This window comes from Mesorhizobium sp. M0633 (genome assembly GCF_040320645.1).
Taxonomy (GTDB): domain Bacteria; phylum Pseudomonadota; class Alphaproteobacteria; order Rhizobiales; family Rhizobiaceae; genus Mesorhizobium.
In genome coordinates, this window is sequence record NZ_JAMYQC010000023.1 from 1 (window position 1) to 15926 (window position 15926).

The 15926-nt window shown below is 63.3% G+C and carries 14 protein-coding genes and 1 pseudogene; 12 read left to right on the plus strand and 3 right to left on the minus strand.

The annotated features are described in order from the left end of the window. Nucleotides 1–183 precede the first annotated feature (183 nt). Nucleotides 184–869 (minus strand): annotated as a pseudogene (locus NKI47_RS22230) (IS630 family transposase); the annotation flags it as partial. A 385-nt stretch (nucleotides 870–1254) separates the two neighbouring features. Here NKI47_RS22230 and nadE point away from each other — a divergent pair. Next, nucleotides 1255–2088, plus strand: a complete 834-nt coding sequence (gene nadE / locus NKI47_RS22235; protein WP_352593682.1) for an NAD(+) synthase — start codon at nucleotides 1255–1257, stop codon at nucleotides 2086–2088. A gap of 406 nt (nucleotides 2089–2494) precedes the next feature. On the opposite strand, the gene NKI47_RS22240 is transcribed toward nadE, so the two are convergent. Then, a complete protein-coding gene (locus NKI47_RS22240; protein WP_023676123.1) occupies nucleotides 2495–2767 on the minus strand; it encodes a hypothetical protein in 273 nt (90 codons plus the stop codon). A 255-nt stretch (nucleotides 2768–3022) separates the two neighbouring features. Here NKI47_RS22240 and NKI47_RS22245 point away from each other — a divergent pair, with 255 nt between their 5' ends. From NKI47_RS22245 to NKI47_RS22285, 9 genes are read left to right on the plus strand one after another with little or no spacing between them, the layout of a single operon-like run. Beyond that, nucleotides 3023–4129 carry an NAD-dependent epimerase/dehydratase family protein gene (locus tag NKI47_RS22245; RefSeq protein WP_352593684.1) on the plus strand — a complete coding sequence of 369 codons (1107 nt, stop codon included), beginning with the start codon at nucleotides 3023–3025 and terminating at the stop codon, nucleotides 4127–4129. Further along, the gene (locus NKI47_RS22250) at nucleotides 4126–5205 is read left to right on the plus strand and encodes an NAD-dependent epimerase/dehydratase family protein (RefSeq protein WP_352593686.1); all 1080 of its coding nucleotides are present in this window, start codon (nucleotides 4126–4128) and stop codon (nucleotides 5203–5205) included. The genes NKI47_RS22245 and NKI47_RS22250 overlap by 4 nt, the downstream gene beginning before the upstream one ends. Then, nucleotides 5202–6494, plus strand: coding sequence for a TIGR04295 family B12-binding domain-containing radical SAM protein (locus NKI47_RS22255; RefSeq protein ID WP_023676126.1), 1293 nt, complete (start codon nucleotides 5202–5204; stop codon nucleotides 6492–6494). Before NKI47_RS22250 ends, NKI47_RS22255 begins: the two co-directional genes overlap by 4 nt. After that, nucleotides 6479–7582: a glycosyltransferase family 4 protein gene (locus NKI47_RS22260; protein WP_023676127.1), complete on the plus strand. Its 1104-nt coding sequence runs from the start codon at nucleotides 6479–6481 to the stop codon at nucleotides 7580–7582. Before NKI47_RS22255 ends, NKI47_RS22260 begins: the two co-directional genes overlap by 16 nt. Nucleotides 7583–7584: 2 nt before the next feature. Next, the gene (locus NKI47_RS22265; RefSeq protein ID WP_023676128.1) at nucleotides 7585–8715 is read left to right on the plus strand and encodes a CgeB family protein; all 1131 of its coding nucleotides are present in this window, start codon (nucleotides 7585–7587) and stop codon (nucleotides 8713–8715) included. Beyond that, nucleotides 8712–9806: a CgeB family protein gene (locus tag NKI47_RS22270; RefSeq protein WP_023676129.1), complete on the plus strand. Its 1095-nt coding sequence runs from the start codon at nucleotides 8712–8714 to the stop codon at nucleotides 9804–9806. The genes NKI47_RS22265 and NKI47_RS22270 overlap by 4 nt, the downstream gene beginning before the upstream one ends. Continuing rightward, nucleotides 9803–10912, plus strand: a complete 1110-nt coding sequence (locus NKI47_RS22275) for a CgeB family protein (RefSeq protein ID WP_023676130.1) — start codon at nucleotides 9803–9805, stop codon at nucleotides 10910–10912. The genes NKI47_RS22270 and NKI47_RS22275 overlap by 4 nt, the downstream gene beginning before the upstream one ends. A 23-nt stretch (nucleotides 10913–10935) precedes the next feature. Beyond that, complete coding sequence (locus tag NKI47_RS22280; protein WP_352593688.1) at nucleotides 10936–11982, plus strand: UDP-glucuronic acid decarboxylase family protein; 1047 nt, start codon at nucleotides 10936–10938, stop codon at nucleotides 11980–11982. A 24-nt stretch (nucleotides 11983–12006) separates the two neighbouring features. Further along, entirely contained in the window at nucleotides 12007–12300 is a 294-nt protein-coding gene (locus tag NKI47_RS22285) for a hypothetical protein (protein ID WP_031211608.1), read from the plus strand. Here NKI47_RS22285 and NKI47_RS22290 read toward each other — a convergent pair. Beyond that, entirely contained in the window at nucleotides 12237–14069 is a 1833-nt protein-coding gene (locus NKI47_RS22290; protein ID WP_352593689.1) for a hypothetical protein, read from the minus strand. The genes NKI47_RS22285 and NKI47_RS22290 overlap by 64 nt on opposite strands. Nucleotides 14070–14228: 159 nt before the next feature. On the opposite strand from NKI47_RS22290, the gene NKI47_RS22295 reads away from it, so the two are divergent. Together NKI47_RS22295 and NKI47_RS22300 are read left to right on the plus strand one after the other, a co-directional pair. After that, the gene (locus tag NKI47_RS22295; RefSeq protein WP_352593691.1) at nucleotides 14229–15332 is read left to right on the plus strand and encodes an inositol-3-phosphate synthase; all 1104 of its coding nucleotides are present in this window, start codon (nucleotides 14229–14231) and stop codon (nucleotides 15330–15332) included. Then, complete coding sequence (locus NKI47_RS22300) at nucleotides 15329–15925, plus strand: histidine phosphatase family protein (RefSeq protein WP_352593693.1); 597 nt, start codon at nucleotides 15329–15331, stop codon at nucleotides 15923–15925. The genes NKI47_RS22295 and NKI47_RS22300 overlap by 4 nt, the downstream gene beginning before the upstream one ends. Nucleotide 15926: the final 1 nt, after the last annotated feature.

A 15926-nucleotide genomic window follows, 5' to 3' on the forward strand; every position in this document is an offset into this window, starting at 1 on the left:
CCGTCCGTCACCCCTGATCGATTAAAGCCTCACCGACGCTGCCAACAAAGCTCACGCCTCAAACCCCGCGCCCCTCCCGCGAGCGGGTTCGTTCATTGGCGCATTGTTGCCATCTCCGTCACAGCGGCAGTCTTCGAAACGGCACAACGGCGTCGTGGTCAAGGTGCGAGGCAAACAGCGCTTACGATGCGCGTCGAGGAAGACGAACAGGTTTGCGGTGCCGTTGCGTTTGTACTCGCAGTCGTAGCGCTCCAGCCTTCCCGGCGCGGCCGGGATTGGCTGACGCACCTCGCCGATGAGTTGGGTCGGGCTTTCGTCGAAGCACACCACCGGCCGCTTCGGGTCCGGTGCCTCGGCATAGAGGTCGAGCACATCCTCCATGCGCGCGACATACTCCGCGTCAACCTTTGGAATGCACCACATGTCCTTGCGCCACGGCTTGAGATCGTTCTCGGCCAGGCGCCGGCGCACCGTCTCGCGCGACAGCTGTTCGTGCTCGGTCAGGTTGACGAACGCATCGGCCAGCAGATCCAGTGTCCAACGGGCCCGACCCGGCGGCGGACTGGAGCAGGCGGTGCCACCAGCAGGGCTTCTTCCTTGCCCGTCAGCTTGCGTTGCGCGCCTGCGCGTGGCTCTTCGCTGAGCGCCGCCTCCAGGCCCATCTCCACGAAGCGGCGCTTGGTGCGGTAGACAGTGGAGCCGCCGACCGCCACCGTTGTGGCAATGGTCTCGTCACTGCGGCCGGCATCGGCAGCAAGCAGGATCTGCGCCCGCTTGAGCTTGCGCGCCGGATGCTTGCCGCCTGCCAGCATGGCTGTGAGTTCGTCGCGTTCGGGTTGGTCGAGATCGACGCGATAGCGTACATTCATCCGGAAGGCCTCCTTCGGTTGCGGAGGTTCCGGAAGAGTCAGAAAATGAATCAATTAGTTGACGGACGGCCGCCAGACCGACCCTGCTTCAGCTAAAAGCAGGGCCAGTACCTCGCCTTCATCCGGATCTACGGCCTGCTAAACGGTCGCGCGCCGGCCGAACGCGACATGCAGCGCTTCTTCGGCGTCACCGCACCTTCCGTCCATCAGATGGTGCTCGCCCTTGAGCGCGCTGGATTGATCCGCAGGCAACCAGCCTCGCGCGCTGCATTGAATTGCTTGTCGAACCCGATAGGCTTCCCCGGCTACAACCCATCGAACCAATTGAATCCTCTGTGCAGAGGTACCAGACGGAATGCTGTGATATCAGGACCACCCACTGCCAATGACCGAACAGGAAATGATTATCAACGCGTTGGGTGTCGCTCCCAGTGTTGACGTCGCGCTGGAGGCACGCCGGCGTATCGAATTTCTCGGCACGTATCTGCGTGCATCGGGGCTCAGCACCTATGTGCTGGGGATCAGCGGCGGGGTGGATTCACTTGCCGCGGCCCTTCTGGCTCAACGGGCCGTTGAGGAACTGCGAACGGCTGGATACGACGCCAAATTCCTGGCCGTTCGGCTCCCGTATGGCAACCAGGCCGACGAGAGCGACGCCCAGCGGGCTTTGGACACCATAGGGGCGGACGAAGTGCATCGGGTCGACATCAAGCCGGCTGCCGACGCAATGCTAGATTCGATCAAGCGGGCTGGTGTCGAGTTCGGCGACGCAGGCCGCGAGGATTTCTTGCTTGGCAACATCAAGGCGCGTCAGCGCATGATTGCCCAGTTCGCGCTCGCCGGCGCCAGCCGAGGACTGGTCATCGGCACCGACCATGCGGCCGAGGCACTGATGGGCTTCTTCACCAAGTTCGGCGACGGCGCCGCCGATATCCTTCCTCTTTCGGGGCTAAACAAACGCAGGGTGCGAGCCTTGGCCGCGCATCTGGGCGCTCCGCCCGAACTCGTCGACAAGATCCCGACCGCCGACCTGGAGAACCTTGTCCCGCTTCGTCCTGACGAAGATGCCCATGGCGTCACGTATGAACAGATCGACGATTTCCTCGAAGGCAAGGAAATCGACGAGGCCGCGCGGACGCGGATTCTTCATGTGCATTCCAGCACGGCACATAAGCGCGCGCTTCTGGTGACAGCGATTGCGCTAACACTCTCGCCATGACGGCATTGGCAATAGTTCCATGATACCGTTTCGTGGTCAGCACCTCGTGGAGATTGCTTCCGCCATGTTGGCAACCGCATCGACGAGCACTTTGACGGCATGAACAGCCGGACCCTCGATAACATTCCGCACTCGGGTTTGCTACCTTCGAGCGCCTGAGCAGGTTGGCCGATCCGACGTAGGCGGCGACGCCATCTGCAAGCACGATCCTCACGTGAAAGGGTTCTTGCGTGAGGTCGCCGCTGCCATAGTCGATGATGCGCGTCGTCGCCTTTTCCAGGCGAAGTCTAGCCTCGGCGCACCCCGAGAGTTGGGAGGCATCCCTTATGACGAGGACGCGCTCGATCGCTTCCGTCGTCTCGAATAGTTCTGCGGCCAACGCGACATGCAGGGGTACTAGACGATGTTAGCCTTTCCGGCTGCGCTCGACGAACTTGTTGAAGCGGCTAGTCTTTCCGCCGCTGGTCTCATCCTGGTAGAGGAACGCCAGTTCGTTCTCATCGAAGATCCTGAAGAACTCGTCCCATTCGACGGGCTCGAACGTCTCTTCAGGCTCGCCGAAGTCGATGCGCAGTATGCCGCCCTCGCCCTTGGTGCGCACCACCGCCGGCCGCCCGTCGCGATCCTCGGCCCAACGGCGGATTTCGTCGTGATCGGTGGTCGTCTTCGATTCAGACATCGCAATCTCCCTTCGATTCCACCGCAGACCGCGAGACCCCCGCGTTGCCGGTCTGCCTCCACACAACCAGCAGATGCATCGCTGCCCGGCATGTGCGCGGTTGGTCGAACATGGCTCCTAACACCAAGCAGCCTTCGATGTTCCCACGCCTGGTTGAACCTACCCCGGCGAGCCTCCTGAACTTTGTTGAAGCAAGGGAACAAACCTTTCGCCCGGAAGTTTGGGGCGGCAAAGCCATTCGTATGAGGAGTTGTCGTGAAACGTATACTGGTCACGGGAGGCTGCGGTTTTATCGGCCGCCACGTCGCCCAGGAACTCGTTGAACATGGCTATGGGGTTTCAATTCTCGATGCGCTGCTGGACCAGGTGCATGGCGGCGAGGCAATCAGCCTGCCGCCAGGCGCCAAGCTGATCAAAGGCGACGTTCGTGATCGCGACGCCATCGCAGAGGCGGTCGACGATGTCGACGCGATCATTCACCTGGCGGCTGAAGTGGGCGTCGGCCAGTCCATGTACGAGATCGCCCGCTATGTCGGCGCCAACGACCTCGGCACCGCCACGTTGCTGGAAGTGCTGATCAAACGCCCGATCGAACGTATCGTCGTTGCTTCGTCGATGAGCGTCTATGGCGAGGGTCTCTATGCCACGCCGGACGGCCAGCGCATCGACAATGCAAGACGGCAGCCGGACGACATCCGCAGCGGCCAATGGAATCCCCTGTCGCCGGAAGGAGAAGTCCTGTTGCCGCTGCCGACCGACGAGCAGAAACCGGTCGACCTCGCCTCGATCTACGCATTGACAAAATACGCCCAGGAACGCGCCGTACTGATCTTCGGCGAAGCCTATGGCGTCGATGCGGTGGCGCTGCGCCTGTTCAATGTCTTCGGCGCCGGACAGGCACTCTCCAACCCGTATACCGGCGTGTTGGCGAACTTCGCCTCGCGCATCGCCAATGGCCAGCGGCCGCTGATTTTCGAAGACGGCGAACAGCAGCGCGACTTCGTTCATGTACGCGATGTCGCCCTCGCCTTCCGGCTGGCGCTGGAACAGCCTCAGGCGCGCGGCCACGTCATCAACATCGGCAGCGGGCGGGCCTACCCGGTCAGCGAGGTCGCCCGGCTGCTCGCCGAAGCGATGGGCGTGCCTGGGCGCCAGCCGGAAATCCTCGGCAAGGCACGCTCCGGCGATATCCGCAACTGCTTTGCCGACATCTCCAAGGCGCGCGAACTGCTCGGCTTCCAGCCGCAGCACCGGCTGGAGCATTCGCTCGGCGATTTCGTCGCCTGGGTGCGTAACACGGTCGCCATCGATCGCAGCGCCGAGATGAAGCGGGAACTCGAAGCGCGAGGGCTGGTATCATGAGACCGGATTCACGCAATTTTCGCGAAGCGCCCGTCGCCATTATCGGCGGCAGCGGCTTCATCGGCTCGAACCTCGCCGACAGCCTGTTGTCGGACGGCGAGCCGGTGCTGGTCATCGACAATCTGAGCCGTCCCGGCATCGAACAGAACCTGGAATGGCTGACGCAAAAGCACGGCAACCGCCTCGCTGTCGAAATCGCCGATGTCCGTGACGCCGAGGCGCTCACGCCGTTGGTGGCAGGCTCGAGGGCGGTTTTCCACTTTGCCGCGCAGACCGCCGTCACCACGAGCCTGGTTCGGCCGGACGAGGATTTCGACATCAACCTGCGCGGGACGTTCAACGTCCTGGAAGCCGCTCGCCGCAGCGGCAAGCGCATCCCCGTCGTTTTCGCCAGCACCAACAAGGTCTATGGCCGCCTCGCCGACCTTGCTATGCGCGAAGAAGACGGCAGATACGCGCCTCGCGACGCGGGCGTCCGAGCGCACGGCGTCGACGAGACGCGCGGCCTCGATTTCTGCACGCCCTATGGCTGCTCCAAGGGCGCGGCGGACCAGTATGTCCTCGACTACGCCAAGTCATACGACCTGCCGACGGCGGTGCTGCGCATGAGCTGCATCTATGGACCGCGCCAGTTCGGGACGGAGGATCAGGGTTGGGTCGCCCATTTCCTGCTTAACGCGTTCTCCGACCGGCCGATCACCATCTACGGTGATGGCAAGCAGGTGCGCGACATCCTCCATGTTGCCGACGCGGTCGCGGCTTATCGCGCCGTGCTCGACCGCATCGAGGCGATCAAGGGCCAAGCATTCAATCTCGGCGGCGGACCGGAAAACGCCGTCAGCCTGCGCATGCTGCTGAAGGAGATTCGCGACATAACGAAACGGGACGTTCCGATTCGTTACGACCGCGAACGCACCGGCGACCAACCGTTCTTCGTCGCCGACACGCGCGCGATCGAGGCGGCGCTGGGGTGGAAAGCGCACGTCCCGTGGCAAAACGGCATCCGCGACCTCGCCGACTGGCTGCAGCGTCATCGCCTCGACCCGCATCCCGAACCGGCGAGGTACGTGGCATGAGGGTCGCTCTGGTCAATCCGTCCTGGACGTACCAGGACAGCATCTATTTCGGCTGCCGCCAGCCGCATCTGCCGCTCGAACTCGGCTATTCGAAAGCGCTGCTCGAAGCAGCCCGCCACGAGGTGCTGATGCTGGACGGGCAGATCCAGAAGCTCGACAACGCCGCGCTCGCCGATCGCGTCGCCGCATTCGAGCCTGACATGACCATCGTCAGCACCGCGCCGACCTACCTGTTCTGGCGCTGCGCACCGCCCGAGTTGCGCGTGCCGGCCGATTTCCTCAACCATCTTGCCGGGCGCGGCGGTCGCACCGTCGCCGTCGGGCCGCATGGCTCGGCGACGCCGACGCCGACTTTGCGCAAGCTTGGCGTCGACATCGTCGTGCGCGGCGAATGCGAGGAAGTGGTCGCGGAACTTGCCCGCCGCGACGACTGGAGTGCGGTGCCGTCCACCGCCCACTTCGAGGATGGAGAACTGGTCTCGAACGGCGGCGTGCATGCGAGCTCGTTCATCGATCACCCAGCGCTCGAATGGCCATCAGACTGGATTGCCGCCCATTCGCACCATCATCACCGCTTCGACGACGACCAGGTCGGCTTTGGAGCGGAGGTCGAGGCGTCGCGCGGCTGCCCGTATAATTGCAGTTTCTGCGCCAAGATCGATTTCCGCGATGCCTATCGCCGCCGGAACCACGAAGCAGTGATCGCCGAGATCGACCGGCTGATCGCACAGGGCGTCGGCTACATCTATTTCATCGACGAGATCTTCCTGCCGCAAAAGGCATTGCTGGAGGCGCTGGTCGATCGTGATGTGAAGTTCGGCGTGCAGACCCGTATCGACCTCTGGAAGCCGGAATTGCTGAAGCTGCTCGGTGCCGCCGGCTGCGTCTCGATCGAGGCGGGCCTCGAAAGCCTGACGGTGGAAGGCCGCGCCATGCTGGCAAAACGCTGCCGTTTGGGCACCGAGGAGCTGGCCGCGTTGCTGGTCGACGCAAGGCGCCACGTGCCGTTCGTGCAGGCCAATCTGATCGGCGTGGTCGAGGACGATCCCGCGCTCGTCGATTATTGGCGGAAGCACCTGATCGACAACGGCGTTTGGGCCAACGAACCGGTGCCGCTCTATCCTTATCCGAGTTCGCCGAGCTACCGCGAACTTTGGGGCGAGCCGGACGATCTCGCCTGGGAGCGCGCGCATGAACATTATCTCGCATCCTTCCGAACGTTCAGCGACATCCAGGAGAAGCGGCCGCGTCCGCTGGCCGAATTGGAGGCCACATGTTGCGGACACTGAGCCCGCGGCCGCGGCGTATCCTGATGACTGTCGATGCGGTTGGCGGCGTCTGGCGCTATGCGCTCGATCTGGCCAGGCAACTGGTCGCCGGCGGCGACAGCGTCGTGCTTGCCGGGCTTGGTCCGGAACCGTCCAGGCAGCAGGCCGAGGAGGCCCAGTCATTCGCAACGCTGACATGGCTCAACACGCCGCCCGACTGGATGACCCGCAACGAGCACGACCTCGACACATTGCAGCAGGAGCTGCACCCGCTCATACGTGACTACGCCGTCGAAATCGTCCATCTCAACGCGCCGACGCAGGCCGCGGGGCTCGACGTGCCCTGCCCCGTCGTGGCGGTGTCGCATTCCTGCGTGGTGACATGGTTCCACGCCGTCAAGGGACAGGCGGCGGACGGCGAATGGGCTTGGCAGAAGGACCGCAACCGGCGCGGTCTCGACAAAGCAGGAATGGTCGTTGCGCCCAGCCGCAGCCATGCCGACATGCTCGAAACCTGCTACGGGCCGATCGCGCGCCTGAGCGTCGTCGGCAACGGGGCGCGGCCCGGCGCGAAGAGCGAAAGACGGGAATCGGTCGTTTTCGCCGCCGCGCGCTGGTGGGACGAAGGAAAGAATGCGGCGGTGCTGGACCAGGCCGCCTCCCTGACGCAATGGCCGGTCTTCGTCGCCGGCTCGCAGCAAGGGCCGGACGGCCAGCATGTTGGCTTCAGTGGCGCCGTTCCCCTCGGGCCGGTGCCACATGAGGAAGTGCGCTCGCTGATGGCTCGGGCCGGTATCTTCGTATCGCCGTCGCTCTACGAACCGTTCGGCCTGGCCACGCTGGAAGCCGCAATGTCGGCAACGCCCTTGGTGCTCGCCGATATCGCGACCTACCGGGAACTGTGGGACGGCGCGGCCCTGTTCTACGACGTGCGCGATCCGGGCGATCTCGCCAGCTGCATCAATGGCCTTTGCAATGACGCGCAGCGCCGGCGAGAACTCGGTGAGGCGGCGGCGCGCCGAAGCCGCAGATTTTCACTGGCAAGGCAGGCGACCGCCATGCGCGGCGTCTACGACAAGGCGGCCCTGGCCACCATGGCGGATAATTGATTATGCGATTTTTATTCTACACCCATTCGATCGTTTCCGACTGGAACCACGGCAACGCACATTTCCTGCGCGGCATCATGCGCGAGCTGGTCGCGCGCGGGCACCAGGCGATCGCGCTGGAACCCGCCGACGGCTGGAGCCGGTCGAACCTGGTAGCCGAGAAAGGGTCCTTCGCGATCGAGCGATTCCGGAAGGATTTCCCCGAGTTGATGCCGGTGACCTACGATGCCGCTTTCGACCACGAAGCCTGGATATCCGATGCCGATGTGGTGATCGTGCATGAGTGGACCGAGCCGGACCTTGTTGCGCGGCTGGGCAAGGCGAAAGCAACTGGCGGCCGTTTCACGCTGCTGTTCCACGACACGCACCATCGCGCCATCTCGGCCACGCAAGCGATTTCTGCCTTGCAGCTTGAACATTACGACGGCGTGCTCGCCTTCGGCGAGGCGCTGCGGGAAAGCTATCTTCGCGCCGGATGGGGCAAGCGGGTCTTTACCTGGCACGAGGCAGCCGATGACCATCTGTTCGAGCCCCATCCTGAAATCGAGCGCTGCGCCGACCTGATCTGGATCGGCAATTGGGGCGACGACGAGCGCAGCGCCGAAATCAGGGAATTCCTGGTCGAGCCGGTGCGTGAGCTCGGATTGAGCGGCACTGTCCACGGCGTTCGCTATCCACGGCAAGCGCTCGCCGACCTTGCGGCCGCCGGCCTGCGCTACGAAGGTTGGATCGCCAACGCCGACGTGCCGAAGGCGTTTGCAGCAAACCGCATCACAGTGCACATCCCCAGGCGTCCATACCGCGAAAGCCTGCCCGGCATCCCGACCATCCGCATGTTCGAGGCGCTCGCCTGCGGCATCCCGCTCGTTTCGGCGCCGTGGTCCGATGTCGAACGCCTGTTCAGGCCCGGCGTAGATTTTCTGTTTGCAAACAACGGTTCCGAGATGCGGCGTCATCTTCGCGCCGTGCTGCACGACGCGGATCTCGCCGCTTCTCTGGCGACATCGGGCCTCGAGACCATCCGCTTGCGGCACACATGCCGGCACCGGGCGGATCAATTGTTCGGCGTGCTCGCCGAATGCGGGCGCCGCCAAGCCGCGGACACGATTCTTGCAACGGAGGCCGCCGAATGAAGATTGCATTTTACGGGTCAAGCCTGCTGTCGTCCTACTGGAACGGCGCGGCCACCTATTACCGCGGGCTGCTCAAGGCTCTGGCCAGGCTCGGCTATGACATCACCTTCTATGAGCCCGATGTCTACGATCGCCAGAAGAACCGCGACATCGAGGCGCCGGACTGGTGTGCCGTCGTCGTCTATGAGGCGACCCCACAGGCGCTGATGCAGGTGGCGGCGCGGGCGGCGGAGGCAGATATCGTCGTCAAGGCGAGCGGCGTCGGTTTCGCCGACGACGCGCTGTTGCGGGCGGTGCTCGATCACGCCCGTGCCGGTGCGCTCACCGTATTCTGGGATGTCGATGCGCCGGCGACGCTTGGCCAGTTGCGCGACGAGCCCGACCATCCGCTGCATCGCGCGCTGCAGGAAATCGACCTCGTGCTGACCTATGGCGGCGGCGACCCGGTGGTCTGGGCCTATCGGGCAATGGGGGCGGCCGAATGCGTGCCGATCTACAATGCGCTCGATCCGGAAACGCATCATCCGGTCGGCAAGGACATGCGCTTTGCCTGCGATCTCGCCTTTCTCGGCAACCGGCTGCCGGACCGCGAGGCGCGCGTCGAAGCCTTCTTCCTCGACCCGGCCGGCCGCTCCGCCGATCAGCGCTTCCTGCTCGGCGGATCGGGCTGGGGCGACAAGCAGATGCCCGCCAATGTCCGATGGCTCGGCCATGTCGGCACGCGCGACCACAATGCATTGAACGTCACGGCCAAGGCGGTGCTGAACATCAGCCGCGACAGCATGGCGGCCAATGGCTTTTCACCTGCGACGCGCGTTTTTGAGGCGGCGGGCGCCGGCGCATGCCTCATCACCGACGCCTGGCTCGGCGTGGACCTGTTCCTGAAACCCGGCGAGGAAATCCTGGTCGCGCGCGATGGCGAGGACGTCGCCGAGATCATGCAAAGCCTTAGTGCCGAACGGGCTAAGGCGATCGGGACATCGGCGCTTCGGCGCGTGCTTGGCGAACATACCTACACGACACGTGCCGTTTTAGCCGACGCCATCTTCAGGCGCCATTTCGAGCGTCCGACCGTGGAGGCGGCCGAATGACAAAGCCGCTCGACATCGTCTTTCTTGGCCTGTCGCTCTCCTCATCCTGGGGAAACGGCCACGCCACCACCTTTCGGGGGCTGCTTAAAGGTCTCCACGAACTCGGCCACCGCGTCACTTTTCTCGAACGCGACGTGCCGTGGTACGCAAGTCACCGGGATCTGCGCGATCCCGATTTCTGCGCCTTGCGCTACTATGAAACGATCGATGATCTTCGCCGCAATTTTGCGCGCTGTCTGCGCGATGCCGATATCGTGGTCGTCGGCTCCTTCGTTCCCGAAGGCCCTGAAATCATCGACGTCGTGGCATCGCTGTGCACGGGTCAGTTCTGCTTCTACGACATCGACACGCCGATCACGCTGGCAAAGCTTTCGACCGATGATTGCGAGTACATTGCCAGGCGGCAGGTCCCGTATTTCGACGTCTACTTCTCCTTCACCGGCGGGCCGACGCTTGCCCGTCTGACGGCGGAATTCGGCGCGAGGCGGGCCGAGCCGCTCTACTGCTCCGTCGACCCGGAACGGCATCACGGAACCGGTGATCCAATCCGCTGGGATCTCGGCTATCTCGGCACCTACAGCCCCGACCGCCAGGCGACGCTAGAGGCCCTGCTGTTCGAACCGGCGCGTCGCATGCCGGAGCGCCGCTTCGTCGTGGCAGGCTCGCAATATCCGCGCGAAATCGCCTGGCCGGACAATGTGGATCGCATCGAACACCTGCCGCCGGCAGATCACGCCGCCTTTTACAGCCGCCAACGCTACACGTTGAACGTCACGCGCAGTTCCATGATCGCGGCCGGATGGTCGCCCAGCGTGCGCCTCTTCGAGGCAGCCGCCTGCGGCACGGCGATCATCAGCGATAGCTGGGCCGGACTGGACAGCCTGTTTCCAGAGCGGACGATCCACACGGCGCGCAGGACCGAGGACGTAATCGGTATCCTGTCTGGGGAATCCGACGGCGCCCGGCTTGCCATGGCCAGGCAGGCGCGCGTGCTCATCCTCGCAGCTCACACAAGCATCGCAAGAGCCCGCGAATTCGTTTCGCTGCTGGCGCAGGCCAAATCGCCACGTTCTGTTCTCGATCTGGACGTCGAGAGCGCAGCATGACCCGCAGACGGGAGAAGATAGAGATGCAGCTATCAAGAAAGGCGCAACGGACCAAGACCGTGCTTGTCGCCGGCGGCGCAGGTTTCCTCGGTTCGCATCTTTGCGAGACAATGCTCCAGGCCGGCTGGCGCGTGATCTGCGTCGACAATTTCCTTACCGGCCGCATGGAGAACATAGCATCGATCGCCGATCGTCCGGATTTTCGGCTGATCAAGCAAGACATTTGCCGACCGTTGGAGCTTGGCGAACCGGTTGACCGCATCTTCAACATGGCGTGCGCGGCCTCGCCGCCGCGTTACCAGGCCGACCCGGTCCATACGACGCGGACTTGCGTCATCGGAACGCTCAATCTGCTGGAGCTCGCCGCCCGCAATGGCGCCCGGTTCCTGCAGGCGTCCACCAGCGAAATTTATGGCGATCCCGAACAGCATCCGCAGAAGGAAGACTATGTCGGCCACGTGAACTGCATCGGCCCCCGCGCCTGCTATGACGAAGGCAAGCGCACCGCCGAAACCTTGTGCTTCGATTATTTGAGAATGGGAAAAACCGATATCCGTGTAGCGCGCATCTTCAACACCTATGGTCCCAGGATGGATCCTGCGGATGGACGGATCGTTTCCAATCTGATCATGCAGGCACTCGAGAGACGGCCGCTGACGATATTCGGCGACGGGCTGCAGACCAGGTCGTTCTGCTACGTTTCCGATCTGGTCGACGGCTTGATCCGGTTGATGGAGGTCAATCCCAATCCGAGCCAGCCCGTCAATCTGGGCAATCCGGGGGAGTTCACCATCCTGCAACTGGCGAGCCTGGTGAGAGGCATGACCGCAACCAAATCGGGCTTGAAATTCCTGCCGCTGCCGCAAGACGATCCTCGTCGTCGGCAACCCGACATTTCCCGCGCAAGGAAGCTTCTCGGCTGGTCGCCAAAAGTGCCGCTCAGGCAGGGTTTGGTGCGCACAATCGGCTATTTTGCCGAGCTTGAGACGGCGCAGATGATCGACGGAAGACGTCGAATTGCCGCCACCGTGCGTTCTGCATCAGGCCGGCTGCAAAATCTGCCGGCCTGAAGGCGGGGAGCGTCTGGCCGCTGCTTGGTCACGACGGAAAGCGCCGTCGTCTCGGATTTGGTCACTTTTTCTCGTCGCGGGAACAACCCGTCCAGCTTCTGGTTCTGCCAAGGTACCGGCATGGAGACGATTGTGCATCCGAAGCGATCCGCCAAAGACATCGAACAAATGGCCGCAAAGGAGACGGCTGCCTTCCTGCGGCGCGCCTCCATCACCTATCTGGAATGTTGTGTGAGCCTGATGATGACGCATCTTCAGCGCGAGGAGGTAGCGGCCATCCTCGAAAAGGAAGCGGATATGCTTCGCCGGCTGGACTGATCCCGCTCGAGCGGCGGCAGGTCGCCTTGGCTTTCCAGGAAACGAAGCAGCGCGGCAGCGTAACGTCTTGCCGCGGCCGCCAGCCGGATCTGTTCCCGATCATCGCCCGATCGCTCAGCCATGCTCCACAAGCCAAGCTGGAAGGCGAGATAGCAGGGCTCGTAGTAGTGGACCAGATTGGCATCGACGGGACGAGACGTAGTCGCCTCGACAGCTTTGCACAGTGCCGCAGTCGCTGCGTCGGAGAGGCTGTACTCGACACGGGCGCCGGCAATGTCCCAGGCGATGTCCTGGCAGCCGATCAGATCGTGCGATCGGCAATGGTCGAGGGCGTCCGTCTTGACCAGCCTTCCACCGCGCGAAAGGATGAACTCCCACGGATGAAGCCGCCCGTCGATCTCGACCCGCTGCATGGTCTTGGGCGGAGCCTGTTTCGAGAACCAGGTCTGCAGCTCCGCCGCGCGGCTTTCGCCCAGCGCCTCACTTGTATTCCGCACGGCCATGTCGGCAAGCGCCTCCAGCGAGGCGCCCTGTTCGGAGGCGGGCAGATTGGCTGCGCGCCAGGACAGATAGCGCGCGAGATGAGCGACCATTTTTTCTTTCGAATGCCTTGCCCGCTCCAGCGTTGTACCGTCGATCCAGCGTTCAACGAGAAAGCCATGGCACAGCCCGGCGATGTCCGGGCCAAAGCCTGCGTCATTCAGCCTCCTGGCAGTCTCGGCCTTGTGCATTCCGATTTCACCGAGGCCGACGAATTTGACCGACCATTTTTCCCGGCCCGCAGAAGCAAGAAACTTTCGCCGCTCGAAGCCGCGGTGAACAGGTGGCCAATGTTCCTCCGTCCTGTCTCGAAAGCGACGCCACTCTCCGCCAGATATTTCGGTCAGGCTGGCCGCTGTGCTGCCGATCGTCCTGGCCACCCAATCCCGCAACGTCGGGACAGCGGATCCAGCGGGGAAAGTCCGTTCGAAATCCACGCTGTGTTTTTGGCAAACCGTCCATGCCTCCCGACTGTTCGTCGATGCCTCGGGGCCCGGGCCAGCCGAATGGCTTGGGAACAGATGGATGCGCCTGGCATCGATGCCCAGCCTTTGCAGCCATGCGACGACTGCGTGAAACGAGCTGCCGGACAGGCCCGGGCCCTCATCGACGACAGCGAAATGGGCCGATGGCCTTGTCCTCCAGCCGCCGATCAGTTCCGGATCGGCGGCAAGCCGCCTGCGAAACGGATGACCGGTCGGACGGACGCTGACGGGTGCCGGCGCGCCGATGGCTGCCGCCACCATCGCTGCCAATCCCAGGCCGATGCTGCGGATGCCGATTACGCATGTGTTCGCATCGAGACCCGACTGCCGTGCGGCGACGAAATAGCTCTCCGGATAGAGCGCGTAATGGGCGTAGCCCTCGGCCGTGCCGATGAGGATTTCGCCATCGCAATCGAGTTCGGCCAGCATTCGCGGCACTTCGGCATCGACCGGGCCGTCGATGGCGAATCCGGCCGCCCACGATCTGCCCACGTCCCGGGCCAAGCCGACCAGGAGATTTGCGCCCGCGATCCGCTGTCGGGAATTCCTGTCCATGCCGTTGGCCTCGAATTCAGCATCGGCAAGGCCCTGGACCAATTCCGAGATCTTGATGAACAGGCCGACCAGGGCTGCGTGCCGTCCGATCCCGCTTGGCATATCCGCAATGTGCCCGGCCGCTTCGCAGGCCGAGCCGCGAACATATCGCGCGCTCTCAATTCGCTTGTGGTCGCCATAGACGATCATTGTTCCGTCCCGGTTGGCCTCACTCCCAGCTGCACAACTCGGCGAGCGCTACTTTGATCCACCATCGGTTGCACGATTTTTGCAGCCGGCAAGGAACAATCAGCGAGGCAGGTGGTTTGGCACGAAGAACTTACCTTCAACAGCATAGGCAGCGGTTTCGTGGGATCGAAGAAAGTTCGGATCGGAATAGTAGGCGTGGGCAACTGCGCCTCCTCCCTTATTCAGGGCATCACCTATTACCGTGACGCAAGGAGCGATGAGCCCATCCCCGGGCTGATGCATGCCGATCTTGGCGGCTACCATGTCAAAGACATCGAGGTGGTCTGCGCTTTCGATGTCGCCAAGGGCAAAGTCGGACGCGATGTGGCAGACGCGATCTACAGCGCGCCGAACAATACTTTCCGCTTTGCCGATGTGGCGCCTACCGGCGTTCGCGTCGAACGCGGGCCGACACTGGACGGCATCGGCAAATATCTGCGCGACGAGATCCAGGAGGCCGACGAACCCGTCGCCAACATCAGCAAGATCCTCGCCGAAAGCGGCGCCGAAATCCTGGTGTCCTATCTGCCTGTCGGTTCGGAGGAGGCAACGCGCTTTTATGCCGAGTGCGCGCTCGAGGCGGGCTGTGCCTTCGTCAACTGCATACCCGTCTTCATCGCCTCGCGGCCGGAGTGGCGCCGGCGCTTCGAGCAGCACGGCCTGCCGCTCATCGGCGACGACATCAAGAGCCAGGTCGGTGCGACGATCGTACATCGTCTGCTCGCCAACCTGTTCCGCGAGCGCGGCGTGCGCATCGATCGCACCTACCAGCTCAATTTCGGCGGCAACACCGACTTCCTCAACATGCTGGAACGCGAGCGGCTGGAATCGAAGAAGATCTCAAAGACGCAATCCGTCACCAGCCAGATCGACGTTCCCCTGGAGCCCGGCAACATTCACGTCGGGCCGAGCGACCATGTGCCGTGGTTGACCGATCGCAAGTGGGCCTATATCCGGGTCGAAGGCACGACCTTCGGCGGTGTGCCGCTGAATGCCGAGCTCAAGCTGGAAGTGTGGGATTCGCCCAATTCGGCCGGCGTCGTCATCGATGCGGTGCGTTGCGCCAAGCTGGCGCTCGACCGCGGTATCGCGGGCGCGCTGACCGGTCCCTGCAGCTATTTCATGAAATCGCCGCCCGAGCAGTTCACCGACGCGGAAGCCCGCCAGCGCACGCTCTCTTTCATCGCCGGCAAGGACGAGCCGATGCTCGATGCCGCGGAATGACGACGACGTTCTTTCTGGTGCGCCACGCCGCGCACGACAATGTCGGCTGTTATCTTGCCGGACGGATGGCGGGCGTTTGCCTCGGCGAAGCCGGCAAGGCACAGGCCTCGCATCTGGCAGACCGCATGGCACGCGAGGCGATAGCGGCAATCTTCTGCAGCCCGCGCGAACGCACGCAGGAGACTGCCAATCCGATCGCGCTTGCCTGCAATGCCGGTGAAATCGTGATCCGCGAGGAACTCGATGAGATCGACTTCGGCACCTGGTCGGGAAAGACCTTCGAAGAGCTGAACCAGGATGCCGACTGGCGGGTGTGGAACGACCACCGTCAGCAGGCGAGAACACCGAGCGGCGAGACCATGCTGGACGTGCAGCAACGCGTCGTCTCATTGATCGAGCAGGTCCGCGGCACCTACCAGAACCAGGGCGTCGCACTGGTCAGCCATGCCGACGTCATCAAGGCCACCGTGTGCAAGGTGCTCGGCCTGTCGCTGGGAAACTGCTTTCGCTTCGATATCGACCCAGCGTCGATCACCACGGTTGTTTGGGGGGACTGGGGGTCGAAGCTGATCAGACTCAACGAAGCTGCCTGAC